Source organism: Aestuariispira ectoiniformans (genome assembly GCF_025136295.1).
GTDB classification, from domain to species: Bacteria; Pseudomonadota; Alphaproteobacteria; order UBA8366; family Aestuariispiraceae; genus Aestuariispira_A; species Aestuariispira_A ectoiniformans.
Genome location: NZ_CP062788.1, coordinates 2,433,421 through 2,453,449, shown reverse-complemented (window position 1 = coordinate 2,453,449; position 20,029 = coordinate 2,433,421). Strand labels below are relative to the sequence as shown.

At 56.4% G+C, this 20,029-nt stretch carries 17 protein-coding genes; all 17 read right to left on the bottom strand.

Going from position 1 to position 20,029, the window contains the following annotated elements; translation table 11 throughout:
- Positions 1–29: 29 nt before the first annotated feature.
- The 17 genes from IF205_RS11380 to IF205_RS11300 all read right to left on the bottom strand — a co-directional run bounded on the left by IF205_RS11380 (position 30) and on the right by IF205_RS11300 (position 19,991).
- On the bottom strand, positions 30–818 hold the full coding sequence (locus tag IF205_RS11380; RefSeq protein ID WP_311195690.1) for an SDR family oxidoreductase: 789 nt from the start codon (positions 816–818) through the stop codon (positions 30–32).
- A gap of 17 nt (positions 819–835) precedes the next feature.
- Positions 836–1,414 (bottom strand): thioesterase family protein, encoded by a 579-nt coding sequence (locus IF205_RS11375; RefSeq protein ID WP_259779487.1) that lies wholly within the window; start codon positions 1,412–1,414, stop codon positions 836–838.
- 51 nt (positions 1,415–1,465) lie between these two features.
- Complete coding sequence (locus IF205_RS11370; protein WP_259779486.1) at positions 1,466–3,250, bottom strand: acyl-CoA dehydrogenase C-terminal domain-containing protein; 1,785 nt, start codon at positions 3,248–3,250, stop codon at positions 1,466–1,468.
- Between the two features lie 17 nt (positions 3,251–3,267).
- Positions 3,268–5,592: a 3-hydroxyacyl-CoA dehydrogenase/enoyl-CoA hydratase family protein gene (locus IF205_RS11365; RefSeq protein ID WP_259779485.1), complete on the bottom strand. Its 2,325-nt coding sequence runs from the start codon at positions 5,590–5,592 to the stop codon at positions 3,268–3,270.
- Entirely contained in the window at positions 5,592–6,716 is a 1,125-nt protein-coding gene (locus IF205_RS11360) for a thiolase family protein (RefSeq protein WP_259779484.1), read from the bottom strand. Before IF205_RS11360 ends, IF205_RS11365 begins: the two co-directional genes overlap by 1 nt.
- Before the next feature lie 63 nt (positions 6,717–6,779).
- Positions 6,780–7,208, bottom strand: coding sequence for a MerR family transcriptional regulator (locus IF205_RS11355; protein WP_311195689.1), 429 nt, complete (start codon positions 7,206–7,208; stop codon positions 6,780–6,782).
- Between the two features lie 122 nt (positions 7,209–7,330).
- Entirely contained in the window at positions 7,331–8,995 is a 1,665-nt protein-coding gene (locus IF205_RS11350; RefSeq protein ID WP_375542688.1) for a long-chain-fatty-acid--CoA ligase, read from the bottom strand.
- 137 nt (positions 8,996–9,132) lie between these two features.
- Entirely contained in the window at positions 9,133–10,434 is a 1,302-nt protein-coding gene (locus IF205_RS11345) for an OmpP1/FadL family transporter (RefSeq protein WP_259779483.1), read from the bottom strand.
- A 171-nt stretch (positions 10,435–10,605) separates the two neighbouring features.
- Positions 10,606–10,905: an SCP2 sterol-binding domain-containing protein gene (locus IF205_RS11340; protein WP_259779482.1), complete on the bottom strand. Its 300-nt coding sequence runs from the start codon at positions 10,903–10,905 to the stop codon at positions 10,606–10,608.
- Between the two features lie 221 nt (positions 10,906–11,126).
- On the bottom strand, positions 11,127–12,413 hold the full coding sequence (locus IF205_RS11335; RefSeq protein ID WP_259779481.1) for a multidrug effflux MFS transporter: 1,287 nt from the start codon (positions 12,411–12,413) through the stop codon (positions 11,127–11,129).
- Positions 12,414–12,619: 206 nt separating this feature from the next.
- On the bottom strand, positions 12,620–13,873 hold the full coding sequence (gene arsJ / locus IF205_RS11330) for an organoarsenical effux MFS transporter ArsJ (protein ID WP_259779480.1): 1,254 nt from the start codon (positions 13,871–13,873) through the stop codon (positions 12,620–12,622).
- Positions 13,874–13,902: 29 nt separating this feature from the next.
- Complete coding sequence (locus IF205_RS11325) at positions 13,903–14,913, bottom strand: ArsJ-associated glyceraldehyde-3-phosphate dehydrogenase (protein WP_259779479.1); 1,011 nt, start codon at positions 14,911–14,913, stop codon at positions 13,903–13,905.
- Between the two features lie 4 nt (positions 14,914–14,917).
- Complete coding sequence (locus tag IF205_RS11320; RefSeq protein ID WP_259779478.1) at positions 14,918–15,271, bottom strand: ArsR/SmtB family transcription factor; 354 nt, start codon at positions 15,269–15,271, stop codon at positions 14,918–14,920.
- Between the two features lie 81 nt (positions 15,272–15,352).
- Positions 15,353–16,138 carry a FadR/GntR family transcriptional regulator gene (locus IF205_RS11315; protein WP_259779477.1) on the bottom strand — a complete coding sequence of 262 codons (786 nt, stop codon included), beginning with the start codon at positions 16,136–16,138 and terminating at the stop codon, positions 15,353–15,355.
- Positions 16,139–16,159: 21 nt separating this feature from the next.
- Positions 16,160–17,140 (bottom strand): ABC transporter ATP-binding protein, encoded by a 981-nt coding sequence (locus IF205_RS11310; RefSeq protein ID WP_259779476.1) that lies wholly within the window; start codon positions 17,138–17,140, stop codon positions 16,160–16,162.
- Positions 17,140–19,047: a dipeptide/oligopeptide/nickel ABC transporter permease/ATP-binding protein gene (locus IF205_RS11305; RefSeq protein WP_259779475.1), complete on the bottom strand. Its 1,908-nt coding sequence runs from the start codon at positions 19,045–19,047 to the stop codon at positions 17,140–17,142. Before IF205_RS11305 ends, IF205_RS11310 begins: the two co-directional genes overlap by 1 nt.
- On the bottom strand, positions 19,044–19,991 hold the full coding sequence (locus IF205_RS11300; RefSeq protein WP_259779474.1) for an ABC transporter permease: 948 nt from the start codon (positions 19,989–19,991) through the stop codon (positions 19,044–19,046). The genes IF205_RS11305 and IF205_RS11300 overlap by 4 nt, the downstream gene beginning before the upstream one ends.
- Positions 19,992–20,029: the final 38 nt, after the last annotated feature.

Here is a 20,029-nt window from a genome sequence, read left to right as displayed (position 1 = left end):
GCCGGGTCAAGTTACCATTTGGATTGTGTCTAGAGGAACAAATCCGGCAAAAGCTTTGAGCCGGGTTTGACCGCGTATTGATCAAGGTCGGTAACGCCTGCCTTGCCCAGGACCTCCTCATCAATGAAGAAATTACCCGTACAATTGCGGCTGGGTTGGGTCAGAATCCAATAGGCCGCATCGGCCACGATATCCGGCGTCCGGCAGAATTCCGGCTGCACAGCGCCGCCCAACATGGCAATTGCAGCAGTTGCGATAACCGTTTTTGGCCAAAGCGCATTGACGGCTACGCCCTCATCCCGGAACTCTTCCGCCATGCCCAGTACGCACATGCTCATCCCATATTTCGCCATGGTATAGGCCACGTGGTTCTCGAACCAATGGGGCTGCATGTTAAGCGGCGGTGACAGTGTCAGGATATGCGGGTTTTCCGCCTTCAGCAGATGCGGCAGGCAGGCCTGACTGGTTGCAAAAGTACCGCGCGCGTTGACCTGATGCATCAGGTCATAACGTTTCATCGGGGTTTCCAGCGTGCCGGTCAGGTTGATGGCGCTGGCATTGTTGATCAGGATATCGATACCGCCGAATGCCTCGACGGTCTTCTCAACCGCATCGGCGATCTGGTTCTCGTCGCGAATATCGACCTGCAGAGGCAGAGCCTTTGCCCCGGCCTCTTCCAATTCACCGGCCGCGGTAAAAATGGTGCCCGGCAGTTTCGGGTGCGGGTCCGCCGTCTTCGCCGCGATGGCGATATTGGCCCCGTCCTTTGCCGCCCGTTTGGCAATTTCCAGCCCGATTCCGCGGCTGCCACCGGTCACGAATATTGTTTTTCCCTTTAGCCCGCCCATTGTCGCTCCTGTTCATAATCTTGTTTTACATCGGTTGTCTTTTTCAAGTCCTGCCGCATGCCCTCTTCCATATCCAGCCAGTGCTGGACATAGGCCGGGCGCGGCAGCGTATCGTATTCCACCCCGAGAACCTCCGCGACCTCGCGCGTCGGAACAGTGCTTTTGCCGCGTTTGAACAGACCTTTGGTCAGCGCAATGGCATAAACATCCCCCTTATGGACAAATCGCTGTTCCATGAAGAACCATTTTTCGTCCCATCCGACGATCCGCGATTCAAGATGGTATTTGGTAAAGGGCATCAGGGATCGGCGGTAGCGCACCGCCGATGCGCCAAGGACCGGCGCCCATTTCTGGCGAATGGCAATGCCAGCAAGCCCACCCCTGATCGACAGATCGAACCGGCCCAGATCCATCATGGTCAGATATCGGCCATTGGTCATATGGAGATTCACATCCAGATCGTTGGGCCAGACCCGAAAGGACACACGCGATATGCCATCCGGCTCAAGGCGCGATGCCAAAAGCCCCCCGATAACGGTCTTTGCAAGTCGGATCAGTGGATACATGAGAAATACCGCAGAGTGGAACGGGGGAGCATTCGCTCCCCCATGTCCATTCTAGAATGCGTCCTCTTCCAGGGCCATGAGGGTTTCCCCACCGGCCATGATGGTTGCGAACAAGGCACTGCTCTGCGGCAGCAGTTTCGCCATGAAAAAGCGGGCGGTGTCGATCTTGGCCTGATAGAAGGCGTGATCGTCACCGTCCAGTTTCTTCATGGAGACTTCCGCCATCTGCGCCCACATGTAGGCGAGCGCCACAAGCCCGAAGAGACGCAGGTAATCACTTGCCATTGAGGCAGCCTCTTCCGGCCTGGACAGACCCCGGCGCGCAATCTCGCCGGTTGCCTGCTGCAGACGGACAAAGGCCTTGGCCAGCGGCTGAACGAATTCGCTCAATTGCTCATCGGCCACGTTGGCTTCGATATAATTCTGCACCGGATGGAAGAAATACCGCAGGGACCGTCCGGCATTAGCCGGCAGCTTGCGCCCGATCAGATCCAAGGCCTGAATGCCGTTGGTGCCTTCGTAAAGCTGGGCAATGCGGCAATCACGGACAAACTGCTCCATCCCGTGCTCACGGATGAAACCATGACCGCCAAAGACCTGCATACCCGTATTGGTGCATTCATACCCCAGATCAGTGAATAGCGCCTTCACGATCGGCGTCATCAGCGCCACAAGGTCGTCCGCTTCCTCACGGGTCTGCGCATCGGCGTGACCGTGGGAGATATCCAGATTCTTGGCGACCCAACCGCCCAGCGCACGACAGCCTTCCGTATAGGCCTTCATGGTGAGCAGCATCCGGCGCACGTCAGGGTGTACGATGATCGGGTCCGCCGGTTTATCCGGGTGCTTCACCCCGCTGAGGGAGCGGCCCTGCAGGCGTTCCTTGGCATAATCAACCGCGCCCTGATAGGCCGCCGCGCCAAGGCCCAGGCCCTGGATACCGACCAGCAAACGCGCCTCGTTCATCATGGTGAACATGGCACGCATGCCCTTATGCGCCTCACCGACAAGCCAACCTTTGGCACCGTCGAAATTCATGACGCATGTGGAGGAGGCCTTGATCCCCATCTTATGTTCGATGGAACCACATTGAACACCATTGCGCTGCCCCGGCGTACCGTCCGGGTTCGGCAGGAATTTCGGCACCAGGAAGAGGCTGATACCCTTGATTCCCTTAGGCGCGTCCGGCAGGCGTGCCAGCACCAGATGCAGGATATTTTCCGTCAGGTCATGTTCACCGGCGGAGATGAAAATCTTGGTGCCGGAAATCGCATAGGACCCGTCGCCACTGTCTTCCGCCTTGGTCTTGATCAGGCCCAGGTCTGTGCCACAATGAGGCTCGGTAAGACACATGGTCCCGGACCATGTACCGTCAGTCAACTTGGCCAGGTAAGTGTCCTTCAGTTCCTGCGTGCCATAGGCGTGCAGGGCCGAATAGGCACCGTGGCTGAGGCCCGGATACATGCCAAAGGACAGGTTGGTGGAGCAGATCATCTCCGACACCATAACATTGACCAGTTGCGGCAGGCCCTGCCCGCCATAGTCCGGATCGCAGCTCAGGCCCGGCCAACCGCCTTCGACAAAAGCGTCATAGGCTTCCTTGAAACCCTTGGGCGTGTGCACCACGCCGTTTTCAAAGGTACAGCCTTCCTCATCGCCGCTGCGGTTCAGCGGGAAAAGCACGTTCTCAGTGACTTTGGCCGCTTCTTCCAGAACCGCATCAATCAGGTCCGGGGTTGCCTCTTCATAGCCGTTCAGTTTGCTCAATTCTTCCGCATGCAGGAGTTCATTCAGAACAAAACGCATGTCCCGCAGCGGAGCTTTATAGGTCGTCATAGTTCATATCCTCCGACTTAGTTCCGCAGGGGTTTACCTTTGAGCAGCATATGCTCCACACGGGCCAGCGTGCCGGACCGGCGGGCCAGTCGCATGAAGGCTTCGCGCTCAAGTTCCAGAATGTCGTCCTCGGAAAGTTCTTCCGTGACATCCGTCTCCCCGCCGGAGAGGACGAAACCAAGTTCGCCTGCAACGACACGGTCATAGTCCGTCGCCTTGCCGATCCGGTGGAAACCATCCACTGCCATCTCGAAGGCCACTTTGGCGCTTGCGCCCGGCAGTCGATAGGTTGGTGCCTCCGGCGGTTCATACCCCTCGACCAGGCTAAGGGCACGGGCCTTGGCATCAGCTAGCAGACGATACCGGTTCATGGTGATACCGTCGTCGGGCCGTATGAACAGAAGGGATTTCGCCTCTTCCGCCGACTTGGCAACCGTGGCGGTCGACACGGTCTCAAAGACCTTGGCGACCGGCGCCATCGGGCCATTCGGCCATTTCGGGTTTTTGGTCCAGCGGTCCAGCATTTCCTTGCAACCGCCCCAGGCGGGCACCAGACCGACGCCGCATTCGACGAGACCGACATAGGTTTCCACATGCGCCTGAACAGCATCGCAATGCAGCAGGATTTCACAGCCCCCGCCCAGCGCCATGCCGGACGGTGCGCCTACCACCGGGAAGGGTGCATATTTCAGGGCCTTATAGGCTTCCTGACCGCTTTCGACGATATTCTCAATCTCCGGCCAGGCCGCGATATTGGCCGCAAACAGAGCCAGCCCAAGGTTTGCCCCGGCAGAGAAGTTGCTGCCCTCATTATAGACAACCAGCGCCTTGAATTCTTTCTTCACCTTGCGGACGGCCTTCTGGATCAGCCCCAGGATTTCCGGGTCCAGAGAGTTCATCTTGGAGGTGAATTCAAAACAGGCGACGCCGTCCCCGATATCCCAGACCGAGGCCGAGCTGTTTTTCAGGATCGGCTCACGCGTCCGCTTGATATCGGCCAGCATGATCACGCCTTCCGGGCGCGTCAGGTCGGCATAATCACCATCGACCGTCAGATATTGCAGCTTCTGGTCTTCGACCCGATAGAAGGTCTTGCCCGCCGCCGTTTTCAGCAGAGCAGGCACCGCCATACCGTCTTTTTCCAGGGCCTCGACGAACCAGTCCACACCCAGGAAGTCGATCAGTTCAAATGGGCCGAATTTCCAGTTGTAACCAAGGCGCATGGCCTCATCGACAGCGGCGACATCATCCGCCGCTTCTGGGACCAGCATGGCCGCGTAAGACAATGTCTTCGCTAACACCTTCCAGGCATATTGCCCGCCCTTATCCTCATGGGTAACCAGATCACGCAGCTTTTGCGGGCGGGTTTTCGCACTCTCAAGGCGGGCCTTCACAGACTTATGGAATTCACCCGTCTGCAAGTCGATGGCTTCCTTAACCTTGCCACCACCTTCACGGTTCAGACGATAGAATCCGCCCTTGCCTTTGCGGCCCGTGTAGCCATCGGCAATCAGCTTTTCCACCAGGGGCATCGGCTGATAGCTGGTCACGAAGGCATCGTCCTTGGGCAGCGCCTCCAGCATGGAGCCGACCACATGAGGCATCAGGTCGAGACCGACCAAATCCATCAGCGCAAACACGCCGGTTTTCGGGATACCGCAGGGGCGGCCAATCACGGCATCCGCCTCTTCCACCGTCAGCCCTTGCGCAATGGCTTCCTGGATTGCGATCTGCACCCAGTAAATACCAAGCCGATTAGCAATAAAACCCGGACGGTCCTTACAGGTGACGATGGATTTGCCCAGTTTGTAGTCGACAAATTTACTAACGCGTTCGATTGCAGCCTTGTCAGTCTTCACACCTTCGACCAGCTCCAAAAGACGCATGTAACGCGGCGGGTTGAAGAAATGGGTGATCATGAAGTGTTGCTTCATGGTGTCACTCATCTTCTCCGTCAGGCGTTCCAGCGGAATGGTGGAGGTATTGGACGAGACGACCGCATCCGGTTTGCGGACCGCATCGATCTTTGCATAGAGATCATGCTTGATATCAAGGCGTTCGATCACAGCCTCAATGATCCAGTCACATTCCTGCAGTTTGTCCAGATCGTCTTCGATATTGCCCGGCTGGATCAGCTTGGCCTTGCCCTTATGGGTCAAAGGTGCTGGATCCGCCTTGAGCAGTTTCTGGACGGCACCTTTGGCGATGGCGCTTCGATCCGATGCCCCTTCCGGCACAATGTCCAGAAGCAGCACTTCGTGACCGGCGTTGGCGACATGGGCGGCAATACCTGCCCCCATCACGCCTGCACCGATAACGGCTACTTTGTTGATTTCGGCCATTAGATCGCCTCCATGATCGTGGCGATACCCTGGCCGCCGCCGATGCACTGGGTGGAGAGCGCATATTTACCGCCTTCGCGTTTCAGCAGGCTGGCTGCCTTGCCGACGATCCGCGCACCGGTTGCGCCCAGCGGGTGGCCCAACGCAATAGCGCCGCCATCCAGGTTGACCCTGTTAATGTCGAGGCCAAGATCGCGGACGCAGGCGATGGACTGGGAGGCAAAGGCCTCGTTCAATTCAATCACATCCAGATCGCTTGCTGTCAGCCCCGCACGCGCCAGCGCTTTCTTCGAGGCACCGACAGGTCCGATGCCCATAATCTCAGGTGCGCAACCGGCCACGGCGATGGATTTGATACGAACGATGGGCGCCAGGCCGTTCTTTTCCGCATATTCTTCGGAACAAACCAATACGGCCGATGCCCCGTCCGTCAGCGGTGAGGACGTACCGGCGGTCACCGATCCCCCTTCGGTAAAGGCCGGTTTCAGGTCGGCGAGGCCTTCCTTGGTCGTCTCCGCGCGGATGCAGCCGTCGGCCTCAACACCGCTGATCGCGATAATCTCATCGGCCAGCCTGCCTTCGGCCTGCGCCTTGGCCGCTTTCTGATGGCTGAGGACGGCAAAGGCCTCCTGCTCATCACGGGAGATTTCATATTTGTTGGCGACGTTTTCCGCCGTATCCCCCATGCCCATATAGGCCTCGGGGTGAGACTTGTAGAAACCGGGATGCGGCAGCGGATTGAAGCCCATCATCGGCACGCGGCTCATGCTTTCAACACCGGCACAGACAAAGACCTCTCCCGCGCCCATCTGAATGGCGCCGGCGGCCTGATGAACAGACTGCATGGACGAGCCACAGAAACGGTTCACGGTAACACCGGCAACCGATTGAGGCAGCCCCGCCATCAGGCCGACGAGCCGGGCCATATTCAGGCCCTGCTCGCCTTCCGGAAACGCACACCCGAGGATCAGGTCTTCAATATCGTCAACATTGACGCCGGTGCGCGCGACCAGTCCTTTGACCACTTCGGCCGCCATTTCATCGGGACGCGTCTTTGCCAGATCGCCTTTCTTGGCAAAATGGAAAGGAGACCGGGCATAGCCCGCAATGACCACATTCCGCATTTCGTAAAGCCTCCGTCTTTTTTAAACTTTGCAAGTGTTTGTGTCGTGACGCCGTCCGCCCCGTCAGTCTTCGCCCGGAACGTCGGCGCCTTTCGCTTTCAGGGCATCAACACATTGCTGTTCGATGTCCCCCAATTCTCCCAAAACAACATTCAGTTCCCGGCGTTGCTCTTCCAAATCGGTAAGACGCGCCCGAACTTTTTTTACCAAAAGCTGGATCTGGCTGACCTGGCTGGTATCCACCTCGTAGAGATCGAGAAACTCCCGGATATCGGCCAGAGAAAACCCCAACCGCTTACCCCGCAGGATCAACACAAGACGCGCACGATCCTTCTTGGTGTAAATCCGTGTGTTTCCCGCACGCTGTGGCGACAAGAGCCCCTTCGTCTCATAAAACCGAATGGCTCGCGGTGTGATCCCCAGTTCAGATGCCAGTTCCGGGACCGTGTAAAACTCGCTGTCCGTTTCAGACATATTTTTTAATACATTCATTACCCATACCGTAAGTTAAGTTACCTATACGTCACTTGCAAGTAAAAACGACAGTTAAATGTCTCACATTTAATCAAATGACGCAAAAGTAATATATCTGAAACGGGGCAGACCGGACGCCGTCAGGAAGCGGCGCCTTTTTCAACCTCCTCCTGGACAAGTTCCTTCTTCGATAACTTGCCGATCAGGGTCTTGGGCAGCTCGTCCCTGAATTCGATATCCCTCGGCATTTCAATACGGGACACCTTGTCTTTGAGAAAGTTCTTCAGGTCGGCCTCGGTTATACTATCCGCCCCTTCCGTCAACCGGACGAAAGCCTTGGGCGCCTGCCCCCGGTAATCGTCCGGTACGCCGATCACGGTCACCTCGGCAATTTGTGGATGGAGATAAAGAGCCTCTTCGATCATACGCGGATAAACGTTAAAGCCGCTGCACAGGATGACATCCTTCATCCGGTCCACGAGGAAGATATACCCGTCCTCATCAATGTAGCCGATATCACCCGTGCGCAACCAGCCATCGACGAAAACCTGCTTTGTATCGTCCGGACGGTTCCAGTACCCCATCATCACCTGCGGGCCTTTTCCGCAAACCTCGCCTTTTTCCCCCAGGGGAACCGGCTGTGAGGGGTCTTCAATATTGCGGACCTGGACTTCCGTATCGCCTACCGCCACACCGATGGAACCCGGCTTATTTACTCCAAGACAGGGATTACAGGTCAGCACCGGCGACGCCTCGCTAAGCCCATAGCCTTCAACCAGCGTGCAACCGGTTTTCGCCTCGAACTCACCCTTCACCTCCACCGGCAAGGGGGCCCCACCGGAAATGCAGTATTTCAGGGAAGACAGGTCATATTTCTTCAGGTCTTTTGCCCCCATGATCGCAGAATAGATTGTCGGAACACCCGGGAAGCAGGTCGGCTTTCTCTTGTGAATCGTCTTCAAAACCTGATCCAGATTGAACCGCGGCAGCAAAATCAGCTCCGCTCCAAGTGCAATCCCGGTATTCATGACAACAGTCATCGCAAAAACATGGAAAAACGGCAGGACACCCAAGACCCGCTCATGCCCCAAATTCGGCTCCGGCATCCAATTGCCGATCTGATTGGTATTCGCAGCCAGATTGCCATGGCTGAGCATCGCGCCTTTTGGCACCCCGGTCGTGCCGCCGGTATATTGCAGGACGGCCAGATCGGCCTCCGGTTCGATTGGCACCGGCCGGTATTTGCCGTCCGTATTGGTCAGACGCGTGAAAGACAGGTGACGCGGGTCCCTGGGGAATTCGGATAATTCCGAACGCTTCAAAACACTGAAAAGCAGGCTTTTCACAGGCGGAAGGATATCTTCCATCGCACAAACGATAACGCGTTTAAGCGTCGTCGTCTCGAGGCAGGAGGCAATCTTGGGGTAGATCTGCTTCAAATCCAGCGTGACAACGATTTCCGCACCGGAGTCATTGATCAGATGCTCCAACTCACGCTCGACGTAGAGCGGGTTGATATTGACCACCACGCCGCCCACCTTCAGCAAGGCAAAATAACAAATCACATAATAAGGCGTATTCGGCAAACACAGGCCAACCCGCGTCCCCTTGGTCACACCAAGCTGCTGAAAACCGGCAGCAGCCTTGTCAACAAGGGTCGCCACCTCCGCATAGGTCGTTTGCTTACCCAGAAAATCGAGACATGGGCGATGCGGATAGGTCCGGGCGGAGAAATCGAACATCTCAACAACGGATTTGAATTGGGCCCAGTCGCCTGCGGGCTCAATTCGGCGCGGGACTTCCATTTTCCGATCCGATCCAGCATCTTCGGTAAGACTACTTACCATTACGTCACTCATTGTGCAGACCACTCCCATGACTTATCTGGTTATTCTGAAATTTTAGGGCATTTCCCGCAATAGAAAATGCCCTATTCAGTTCGTTAGAATTTGTATGAGAAATTCACGGCGACGATGTTGACGTCGGCGTCATAATCGCCGGTAACAGTGCCTTCTGCCCCACTTCCCTGCGCCTGTGTCACAGATGCATCTTCTGCAAAGATATGCGTGTAGCCCACGTTGAAGCTGAGGTTCTCATCCAACTCATAGCCCACACCGGCCGACAGCCACACGCGGTCTGAATCCGGAATACGGAAGGTTCGGTATTGATCCTTCACCGGGCTTTGGTCATAGGCGATGCCGGTCTGCAACGTCCAGTTTTCCGTCGGTTTATATTCCGCACCGAGCGAGACGAAGAATGTATCTTCCCATTCTTCACGCACAAGCGTACGGACCGTTCCCGAATTGTCGCCAATGATGCGAAGTTCATTAAAGGTCGACCAGTTGGTCCAGGCCACATCACTCATAATCGCCCATTGGTCGTTGAATGCATGATAGGCACCAATGGACACAACATCGGGCGTGGTCAGATTCATCGAGCCTGTTTCATTGGAAAAGGCCGAGTTACCCGCCAAGGCACCGGGAACATTCGTTACAGAAATATCCCCTTCCAGTTTATGCTTCACCTGAGAGCGATAGGACAAACCAATGCGCGAGTCTTCATTGAACTCATAAAGCAGCCCCGCCTGGACGCCATAGCCGATATCATCGGCATCCACCTTGGACTCTCCGTCGGGCCCGGCACCGACCAGACCTGCAAAGTTAACGGCCTTTGTCAGTGTGCCTTCGGCATATTGGATAACGGGACCAAAACCGACAGACAGGGCATTTGTCGCCTGGTAGGACACCATAGGCGAAACAGCCACAGTCTTGAGCTCTGATTTCAAGGCATGATAGCGGCCGACCCAACCATCTTCATAGTCCGTTTCAAGGCCAAACGGCGTATTGATGCTCAGCCCCACTCGGGTTCGGTCATTAATCTGATACATCCCATAAATACTGGGAACAACCGCCCCCTGCCCGGCGTCTCCACCGTCACCATCACTGGCTGAAACGGGGTTGAAGCCACCGCCCGATACGGATGTCGGCGTAAACTCCGCAGACGGCTTCACGTAGCTCAAATTGAGTTCCGCCTGCGTTCCCTCCAACCGGGACATACCTGCAGGATTGAAAAATAATGTACTCAGGTCATTGGCTTTGGCCGTTGCCCCTGCAAAGGAGAGACCCTGCGAGCCCGCCCCCTGTTCTTTCAACTGAAAGCCGGACGCATGCACCATGGTCGTTCCGGCGAGAACACCACCAGCCAAAGCTGTGGCGAATTTCAAGGATTTACGCATTCCTGACATATTGCCTCCCAAACTCTAGTCAACACCGTGCCGGACATTGCCGACATTCATTTCACGAAACGGTGCCGCGATCGAACCCTGTTCAAATATTCTTCTGTTCTTGTTTTTGCGCAGGCTTGTTATTGCCGCCTGCTTTGCAAATGTTTCTAACTGCCAAGCCCAACGACCGTATCAGTCGAATAGTTTGGTTAACTTCATGGCCAACCCCATATCCCCGCGCACTTTCAATTTCCCGATCGAAAACGCCAACATGGGATCAAGCTTGCCATTCATCATCTTCAACAGATCTTTTGATTTGATCGTGATCGTACAGTCCGCCGACTCGTCTTCCCGGCTCAGCGTCACAGGGTCTTCCGTGGCATCAACCAGAAAGACGCCCTCACCCTTCAGATCAAATTTTATACAAGCATCAAGACCCGCCGCCCGTGGCAGAAGGGCCTCAATTCGCTTCTCAACTTCTTCCACACTCATTAATGGCTCCTATACGCCAAGCTACTTCCCCAATACTAGTAACAAGTTACGTATAGGTAAATAGAAAAACGCATTAGTTCAAATAAACTTATTTTTCTAAGCAACTTTAAGGGGTTATCAACTACCCTTAAACAATCGAAGGAAAATTATCACAAAAAAGGCCCCCATAAATTCTATGGGGGCCCAGACGGTTTTGACCGTTTTATTCCTCAGGAAGCGCGCTATCCCGCCTCCGCCTCAATGGCGCCAAAAAGCTTCCACCGCTCCGTCACCAGCAGGATCAGAACCGTCGAACCACTGGCAAGAACATAGCCGGTCAGGAGGGGCGCGACGCTTCCGTCATAGGCATGCCCGATGAGGAAACCAATGCCACTTCCAATCAAAACGGTGAACGCCCCGGTCATGGATGACGCCATGCCCGCAACGTGATATTGCGGCTCCATCGCCAAGGCATTGAAGTTCGCGAAGACCAGCCCGATCATGAGCGTCGAGCAGGCAAACAGGGGCATGAATATCCATGTCGTCAGCTGACCGGTCTCTTCAAGCGACAGCATCAGAACGGACAGCAACAGAAAGCTGATCGTAGCCCCATGGCTCAAACGCCGCTGCCCCATGCGTTCCACCAACTGCGAGTTGACGAATGAGGATACGGCAATTGTCAGCGCAAGGCCTGCAAAGGTTACCGGGAACCACTCCCCAAGCTCCATTGCCTCGGTCATCACCTGCTGGGCAGAGTTGATATAGCCGAACAGGGCCCCAAGGAAGGTCGCCGCCGCCAATGTGTAGCCCACGGTCGTGCGGCTGCCGAAAACCGACGCCAACGCCTCCCGGAGGCGAGCCACACTGATCTCACGGCGATCCGCAGGGTCCAGCGTTTCCGGAAGGAAGAAAATGCTGGCAATCATGACGGTCAGCGAAAACAGGAACAGGAAGCCAAAGATCCCCTGCCACGGCAATACGGACAAGATCGCCTGCCCGATCAGCGGGGCAAAGATGGGCACCGCCATGAACACCGTCATGACCAGGCTCATGACGCGGGCCATCTGGCGACCACTGTAACAGTCGCGGGTCACCGCCACGACCACCACACGCGGCGCACCGGAGCCAAGCCCCATGACGAAACGCGCCACCAACAGGAATTCAAAACCAACCGCAAAACCGCAGACGACTGCAGCAATCAAATAGACAATCAGCCCCCCGATCAGGACCGGCTTGCGTCCAAAGCGGTCGGCAAGCGTGCCGATGAAAAACTGGGACAGGCCAAAACCTGCTAGGTAACTGCTGACCACCAGTTGGATTTCATTGTGATCATGAATGCCCAGCGCCGCCGACAACTGCGGAAACGCAGGCAGCATGATGTCAATCGCAACAGCATTGAGGCCCATCGCCGCCGCAATGAGAGCCACAAAGGCATAGAAGCCCAAAGGCGCATGCCTTGCGGCACCAGTCGGCGCCTCGGAAGAAACGGGTATCGCCCCGTCACGAGCGTAGTTGTTCGTTTCGGTCATTGTACCGCCATTTGTTTTGTTTTTTTGCAAGACCGCCCCCACCACGAATACCCCAAAATAGGTATGCGCGCCAAACAGAAGCGGGAAAAATACTGAAAGAGGGCCAAGTAAAGGCCCGACAAGAGATAGGGTTTTAGGAAGATTATTTCAACCTGTCAACAAATGATCTACTTTTGTTCGCAAGCTAAAGAATAACACAGTCTCTGTCAGGAGAAGGTTCCGACTGATTTTCTGTCCGGCGAGAGGAAACAAGCAGAGATGCCAGCGACGGCAACCATAAAAGTCGAGGCGACCAGACAGCCGGTCAGCCCGGCTTCCTGGTAGACAATCCCCGACAACAGCGTCCCTGCAAGACGGCCCACTGCATTTGCCATATAATAAAACCCTACATTCAACGCGACCTTGTCCGTATCGGAATAGGCCACGATCAAATAGGAATGCAGCGACGAATTGATCGCAAAAACAGCACCGAAAACCAGCAATCCGCCAATCAGGACCTGTGGTGCTGTAAAGATGAAAGTACCCCCCTGCCCCGCCACTATGATTCCGGACGCGATCAGTGCCGGGATAATTGCAAGAATGGCGCCCCAAACCCTGGCAGAGATCGCTGCCGTATGGGCATCCCTGGCACGCCGGGTGATGCGCGGCACGAAAGCCTGTACAACACCATATCCAATCACCCAGACGGCCATGAACGCGCCCACCTGATCAAAACTCCACCCCAGATGCGAATAGAGAAACACCGGCAGGGCAACAACAAACCAGACATCACGGGCGGCAAACAGAAACACCCGCGCGAAGGAAAGGATATTGATCTCGCGGGATTTGGAGAAAAGCTCCCGCCCTTTGATCTTTGATTTTGACTTGCCCAGGTCCTGCTTTACCAACAGCAGGGCAAAGGCCAGGACACCACCCAACATCAGCGCCATCGCCCATAGCGAGGGCGCAAACCCGGCCCAGGTCAAAAGCACGCCCCCCAACAGGAAGCCAAGCCCCTTCAATGCGTTTTTTGAACCGGTCAGCAAGGCAACCCATTTGAACAAGGTGCTTTGACCGGAGGGTTTGTCCGGGCCTGCCACAAGCTTGACCGCGCTTTTCGAACTCATCTTGGTCAGATCTTTTGCCACACCGGACAGGGCCTGCGCGCCCATAACATAGGCGACCGACAGGCCCAGCGCCCATTCATCGTGAACCAGCGACAGCATGACAAGGGCCGCAATCTGGATGGCCAACCCGGCAAACAGGGTCATCCGCAACCCGAAACGCGATCCGATCCAGCCGCCGACAAAATTTGTCAGCACGCCCATTGCCTCGTAAAGCAGGAACAGCATGGCCAGATCAAAAGGCGAAAACCCGAGCCGATGGAAATGCAACAGCACCAGCATACGCAAGGCCCCGTCGGTCAGCGTAAAAGCCCAATAGGCAGCCGTCACTGCGGCATAGGTCCGCCGGTCCGTCATTTGTTGTCGCCCTTTCTTTACCGACCGCGCTACATCGCACCAGCGACTTTTCGCAGGATATCTGTCATCCGGCAGACATACCCCCACTCGTTGTCGTACCATGCATAGACCTTGAGCTGCGTGCCGTTCACAACCATCGTGCTGGGGCCGTCGATGATGCTGGAACGCGGATCATTGACGAAATCGCTCGACACAAGCGGCCGGGCTTCATATCCGAGGATGCCTTCCAGCGCGTCCGATGCGGCCTGCTGAAACAGGGCATTCACCTCTTCGACGGTAGTCGCTTTGGACAATTCGAAAACACAATCCGTCAGCGATCCGGTCAAAAGCGGAACACGGACTGCATGCCCATCCAGCTTGCCCTTCAATTCCGGGTAGATCAGCGTAATTGCCGTTGCCGACCCCGTTGTCGTCGGGATCAGCGAGTTAAGCCCTGAACGCGCACGACGCAGGTCCTTGTGCGGCGCATCGACCACCACCTGGGTATTGGTGACATCATGGATGGTCGTGATCGATCCATGTTTGATGCCAAAGGCCTCATGAATCACTTTCACGACAGGCGCCAGGCAGTTGGTGGTACAGGAAGCCGCGGTCAGGATGTGATGACGGTCCGGATCGTATAGATGATCATTCACACCATAGACGATATTCAGCGCATCGCCTGTCTTCACCGGGCAGGCAACCAGAAGTTTCTTCACACCGCTATCAAAGAAAGGCTGCAACGCCTCATCGGTACGATACTTCCCGGAGCATTCCAGCAGGACGTCAACGCCCCGCTCTCCCCAGTTGACTGCATCCGGTGCAGTCTCCTCGGAAAAGGTGATAGGTTTTCCGTCAACCACGATACCGTCGTCAGTGGATGCAATATCATGCGCCCAGCGACCGTGAACCGTATCGAACTCCAGCAGATGCGCCGCACAGGCCGCCCCGCCCTTTGGTTCGTTGATATGCACAATCTCGACGTCAGGCAGCCCCCAGGCCGCGCGCAGAACAAGCTTACCCATGCGGCCGAAGCCGTTAATGCCAACACGAACAGTCATTCATTCAGTCCTTTGCACATGTTTCAGGGCCGCCACAGGTAATCCCCTGAAGGGCGGGAGCACAAAGCTCAGGGCGTCCGCCGCAGCAATCCTCCATCATGAAGGACAGCAGGCCGCGCATCCCGTCCATATCCGCGAAATAACGGATGCTTCGCCCCTGCCTCTCGCTTTTCACCAGTCCGGCACGGGACAGGATTGCCAGATTGGTCGACATCGTATTCTGCCGTACCGACAGGGCATCGGCGATCTCGCCAGCATTCATGCCATCCTGGCCCGCACGGACCAGCAGACGGAACACATCCAACCGCACGTCCTGCGCCAGGGCAGACAGGGCTTCTATTGCGTCATTCTTTTCCATATATCTGGAATAATAGATATAATAGGGAAACACAACAGAAAATGCGACCTCAAGCGATAATGGCCTCAGATGAGCGGTGTCTTATTCGATACGAAGGAATCCACGCCGGACTTCGGCTTCACAGGCCTCCATATAGGCCTGGGCGGCACACATATGTTCGTACATGATGGTTCTTGCCGCCTCAGCATTCGCACCACGCAGGGCTTGCATCAGGCGAACCTGATAATGCAGGGCATGTTCTCGCAGTTCCGGATTGGGCGATTCGTAGATGTGCTTACAAATGGTCAGGTTCTGCAGAAGGTTCTGCAGGAAGCCGCAGATAAATCCCAGAAGCGGATTGGGAGACAGTTCGGCCAGGACCGTATGAAAATCAAGCTCCGCGAGACGCTGTTCATATTCTTCGCCCCGGTTGGCGGCCGGATGATCATAGAGGCGCATCGTCTCTTCGAGCCGCTTGAAGTCTTCCTCACTCAAACGGCCCGCGACACTCGCCGCCAGTTCCGGTTCCAACTGGCGGCGCAGTTGATAAATGTCGCTGATTGTCGGCTGTTTAAAAAAGAAGAAATTGGCAAGAAGCTCCATTGCGCGACCGCCATCCAGTTCCGCAACGAAGGCGCCGCCGCCCGGCCCCGTCCGCGTGCGGATCAGCCCTTGCGTCTCCAGCGACTTCAGCGCCTCACGCACCGTTCCCTTGGATGCCTCGAACTCCTCAATCAGGGCCTGTTCCTGAGGCAGCCGGTCACCGGGCGTCATGTCCCGGTCGACAATCCAGTCCTTTATACGGTCACATATCTCGTCCGTACGTTTGCGCCCCTTGCGCTGTCTCAAGGTCCCGGAAAGGCTGGAACGGTTGGTATCGTCACTCACGTGCAACAAACTTTCTTATTGTTATCTCTCTTCGGCTAACGGGTAATAACAAGCGGCAAGATGGTCCCCCCCGCCCTCACCGGTCAGCGACGGCTCACTCTCTTTACACCGGGCTTGCGCCTTAGGGCAACGTGGTGCGAAGGCACATCCTTGCGGCGGGTTCAACGGGTCCGGCAGTTCCGCCATACCATCTTCACCCTGCACGCCCTTCTTGCCCGGCAACGGAACAGAATTAAACAGCAATCTGGTATAGGGATGCCTGGGCGCGCGGAAAAGCGCGTCTGCGGAGGCTGTTTCCACGACACGCCCGAAATACATCACCGCAACCCGGTCACTGATGCTTTCCACCACAGACAGGTCGTGACTGATAAACACATAAGTAAGCCCGAGTTCTTCTTTCAGGTCAGCCAAAAGGTTCAACACCTGCGCCTGTACCGATACGTCCAGCGCCGAAACCGGCTCATCCAGAACCAGAATACGGGGTTTGGCGGCCAACGCCCTGGCAATCCCGATCCGTTGCGCCTGACCGCCTGAAAATTCATGGGGGTAACGGCTCAGGAATTCGGGGCGCAGATTGACCGCGTCCATCAACTCATCCATCCGTTTTTCCCGTTCCGCCTTGCCCAGGCCCAACAGATGGATCATCGGCGCCTCAAGGATCGTGCGAATTGTCTTGCGCGGGTTAAGCGAACTCACCGGGTCCTGAAAGACATATTGGATTTGCCGCGCCAAGGCTGTCTTGTCCTTTGCCGCAAGCGCCGAAAGAGACTGACCGTCCAGCCGGATATCGCCACCGGTTGGATGATCCAACCCAACCAGCATGCGGGCCAAGGTCGACTTTCCGCAACCGGATTCGCCAACAATGCCAAGCGTCTCTCCCTGGTGAATATCCAGTTCCACAGACCGGACCGCATGAACCGCAGGTTGCGGTATCCGGAACAGGTTTTTCCCACCCCCGAAGGTACGGGTCAGGTTTTCCGCTTTCAGAAGGGTATCTCTCATTATGCAGCCTCCAACGGGCGGACACAGCGAACGGCCCTTTTCTGCCCCAAAGACGTCAGATCAATATCACTGGATTTGCAACGCTCTTCGCTGAACGGGCAACGGTCTGCGAAGGAACAGCCGACCGGCAATTTATTGACCACCGGTGGCAACCCGGGAATTGCGTCCAACCGCTTGTCCGCCTTGCCCATGACCGGCACACAGTCAATCAGCTTGCGGGTATAGGGATGCGCAGGCCGTTCCAGCACATCATCGGTTGCCCCCATCTCCACAATCCGCCCTGCATACATGACGGCCACACGGTCACAGATTTCAGACACGACGCCAAAGTCGTGAGTAATGAACAGAAGGGCCGCCCCGGTATCCTGCTGCAGTTCCCGTAACAGTTTGAGTATCTGGGCCTGCACTGTCACATCCAGCGCCGTTGTCGGCTCGTCCGCAATCAGGATTTCCGCATCATTGGCCAGGGCCATTGCAATGCCGACGCGCTGGCGCATACCGCCGGACAACTGGTGGGGATAACATTTGGCACGCTCTGCCGCGCTCGGAATACGAACCTGATCCAGAAGCTCTACCGCCCTGTCCCAGGCCTGCCGATAGGACACCGGCTGATGGGCCCGGATGGCCTCGGCAATCTGATCCCCGACGGTAAAAAGCGGATGCAGGGTGGACAATGGGTCCTGGAAGACATAGGCGACCTTGCCACCACGCAACTGCTGCAAGCGGCTAACCGGCGCATCCAGCAAGTCTTCTTTTCCGTAGAGCACCTGACCGCCTGTAATCTTGCCCGGCGGTGTCGGCACCAATCCCATAAGGGACATGGCCGTCACCGACTTGCCGGAACCGGATTCCCCGACCAGCCCCAGGCACTCACCAGGCCGCAGATCAAAGCTGACGCCGCCGACGGCCTTATAGACCTCATGACCCACATGGAATTCCGTGCGAAGCCCCCTCACCTCCAGTGCATTGGTCGGCGCGGCTTCGGCGGCACGGGGCGCGTCTGTCCGCGCAACAGCCGTTGCCGCAGCAGGGCGGCTCAACGCGCCGGATTTCAGTCGTGGATCAAGCACATCGCGAATACCGTCCCCCATCAGGTTTATGCTCATCACCAGCAGGAAAATCATCGACCCCGGAATGATGGAGACATGGGGTGCCGTGAATAACAGTTTGCGCCCTTCGCCCAGCATGGAGCCGAGGTCCGCCTGCGGCGGCTGTGCACCCAGCCCCAGAAAGCTCAACCCCGCCGTTTCCAGAATCATCCAGCCGATTGTCGTAGACATGGTAATCACAATGATAGGCAGAACATTGGGCAGGACTTCGGTCAGCAGTATTCGCGTATTGCTTTTGCCCGACAGCTTTGCCGCATCAATGAACTCGCGGCGCGCAAGCCCCAAGGTCACTCCCCGGATATTCCTGGCGAAAAACGGAATATTCACCACCGCAATGGCATAAAGCGCATTCATCAATCCCGGACCAAGCACGGCGACAATCGCCAAGGCCAGCAGGATGTATGGAAAGGCCATAACCATATCGATGCCACGCATCATGATATTGTCTGTGCGGCCACCGGCATAACCGGCGACAAGGCCGATCATCGACCCGAAAAAGGCCGCGACCAGTGTTGCGGAAAGGCCCACACCGATACTGACCTGTGTTCCCCACAGCAACCGCGACAGCAAATCCCGGCCCAGATGATCGGTGCCCAGCATCGTACCATCCTGAAACGGGCGGATCAGCCGATGTGCCGGGGCTGTTTCATCCGGCGAGGCCAAAGGCAGAATGGGTGTCACAAGCGCCAGCAGCAGAATGATACCAAGGATGATCGCGCCCGCCAGCGCGAGACGGTTATTGGCGAACAGAGCCCAGGATGAGGGCCGCCCACCGCGTTTTGTCTCAGATGAAGTCATGATTTCAACCGCGGGTCCAGTTTGTGCTGAACCACATCGGCCAGCAGATTGAACAAAACATAGGAGGCCGCCACAACCAGCACCCCGCCCTGCACCAGAAGCAGGTCACGGGTGGCAATCGCCTGAACCAGCATCCGGCCAATACCCGGCCACTGGAAAACAGTCTCGATATAGACCGCACCGCCCAGGACGAAGCCGGCCTGGATGCCGATGACCGGAATCACGTTGACAAGCGCCGCCTTGAAGGCATGGCGATAGATCACCCGCCGCTCGCTCAGACCTTTGGCGCGGGCGGTGCGGATATAGTCCTGACGCAGCACCTCCAGCATCGCCGCACGGGTCAATCGCGCGACAACGCCGGTCGCCACAACCGCCAAAGTGACCGATGGCAACAGCAAATGCCGTAAAAGATCCGGCAGGTCACCGCCGCCATAGATGGCGAACATGCCGCTGGCCGGCAGCAACTTCCACTGCACGGCAAACCCGAGGATAAGCAAAAGCCCCAGCCAGAAGGACGGCAGGGAAATACCGATCAGGACAAGAAAGGTTATAATCCGGTCACCCCAGCCGAACTGCCGCACGGCAGAGAAAACACCGGCCAGAAGTCCGAAAATGGAACAAAGCAATAAAGAAGTACCGGCAAGGATCAAGGTCGCACCAAACCGTTCCAGCACTTCATCAATGACAGGCCGGTTCAGGCTGTAGGAGCGTCCAAAATCACCATGCAGCATATTGCCGAGCCAGATAAAATACTGCTCGACCAAGGATTTATCCAACCCCAACTGCTTGTTGACCCGCGCCACATTCTCCGGTGTCGCATAGGAGCCGAGAATGGCCGTGGCCGGATCACCCGGGATCATCGCCATTATAAGGAAAACGATCACGGACAGGCCCAGTAGAACCGGCACCGCGAACAAAAGCCGTTTTAAAATATATGTGGACATAATGACCTGCGTCGCTTGGACAGGAATAGCCGGACATC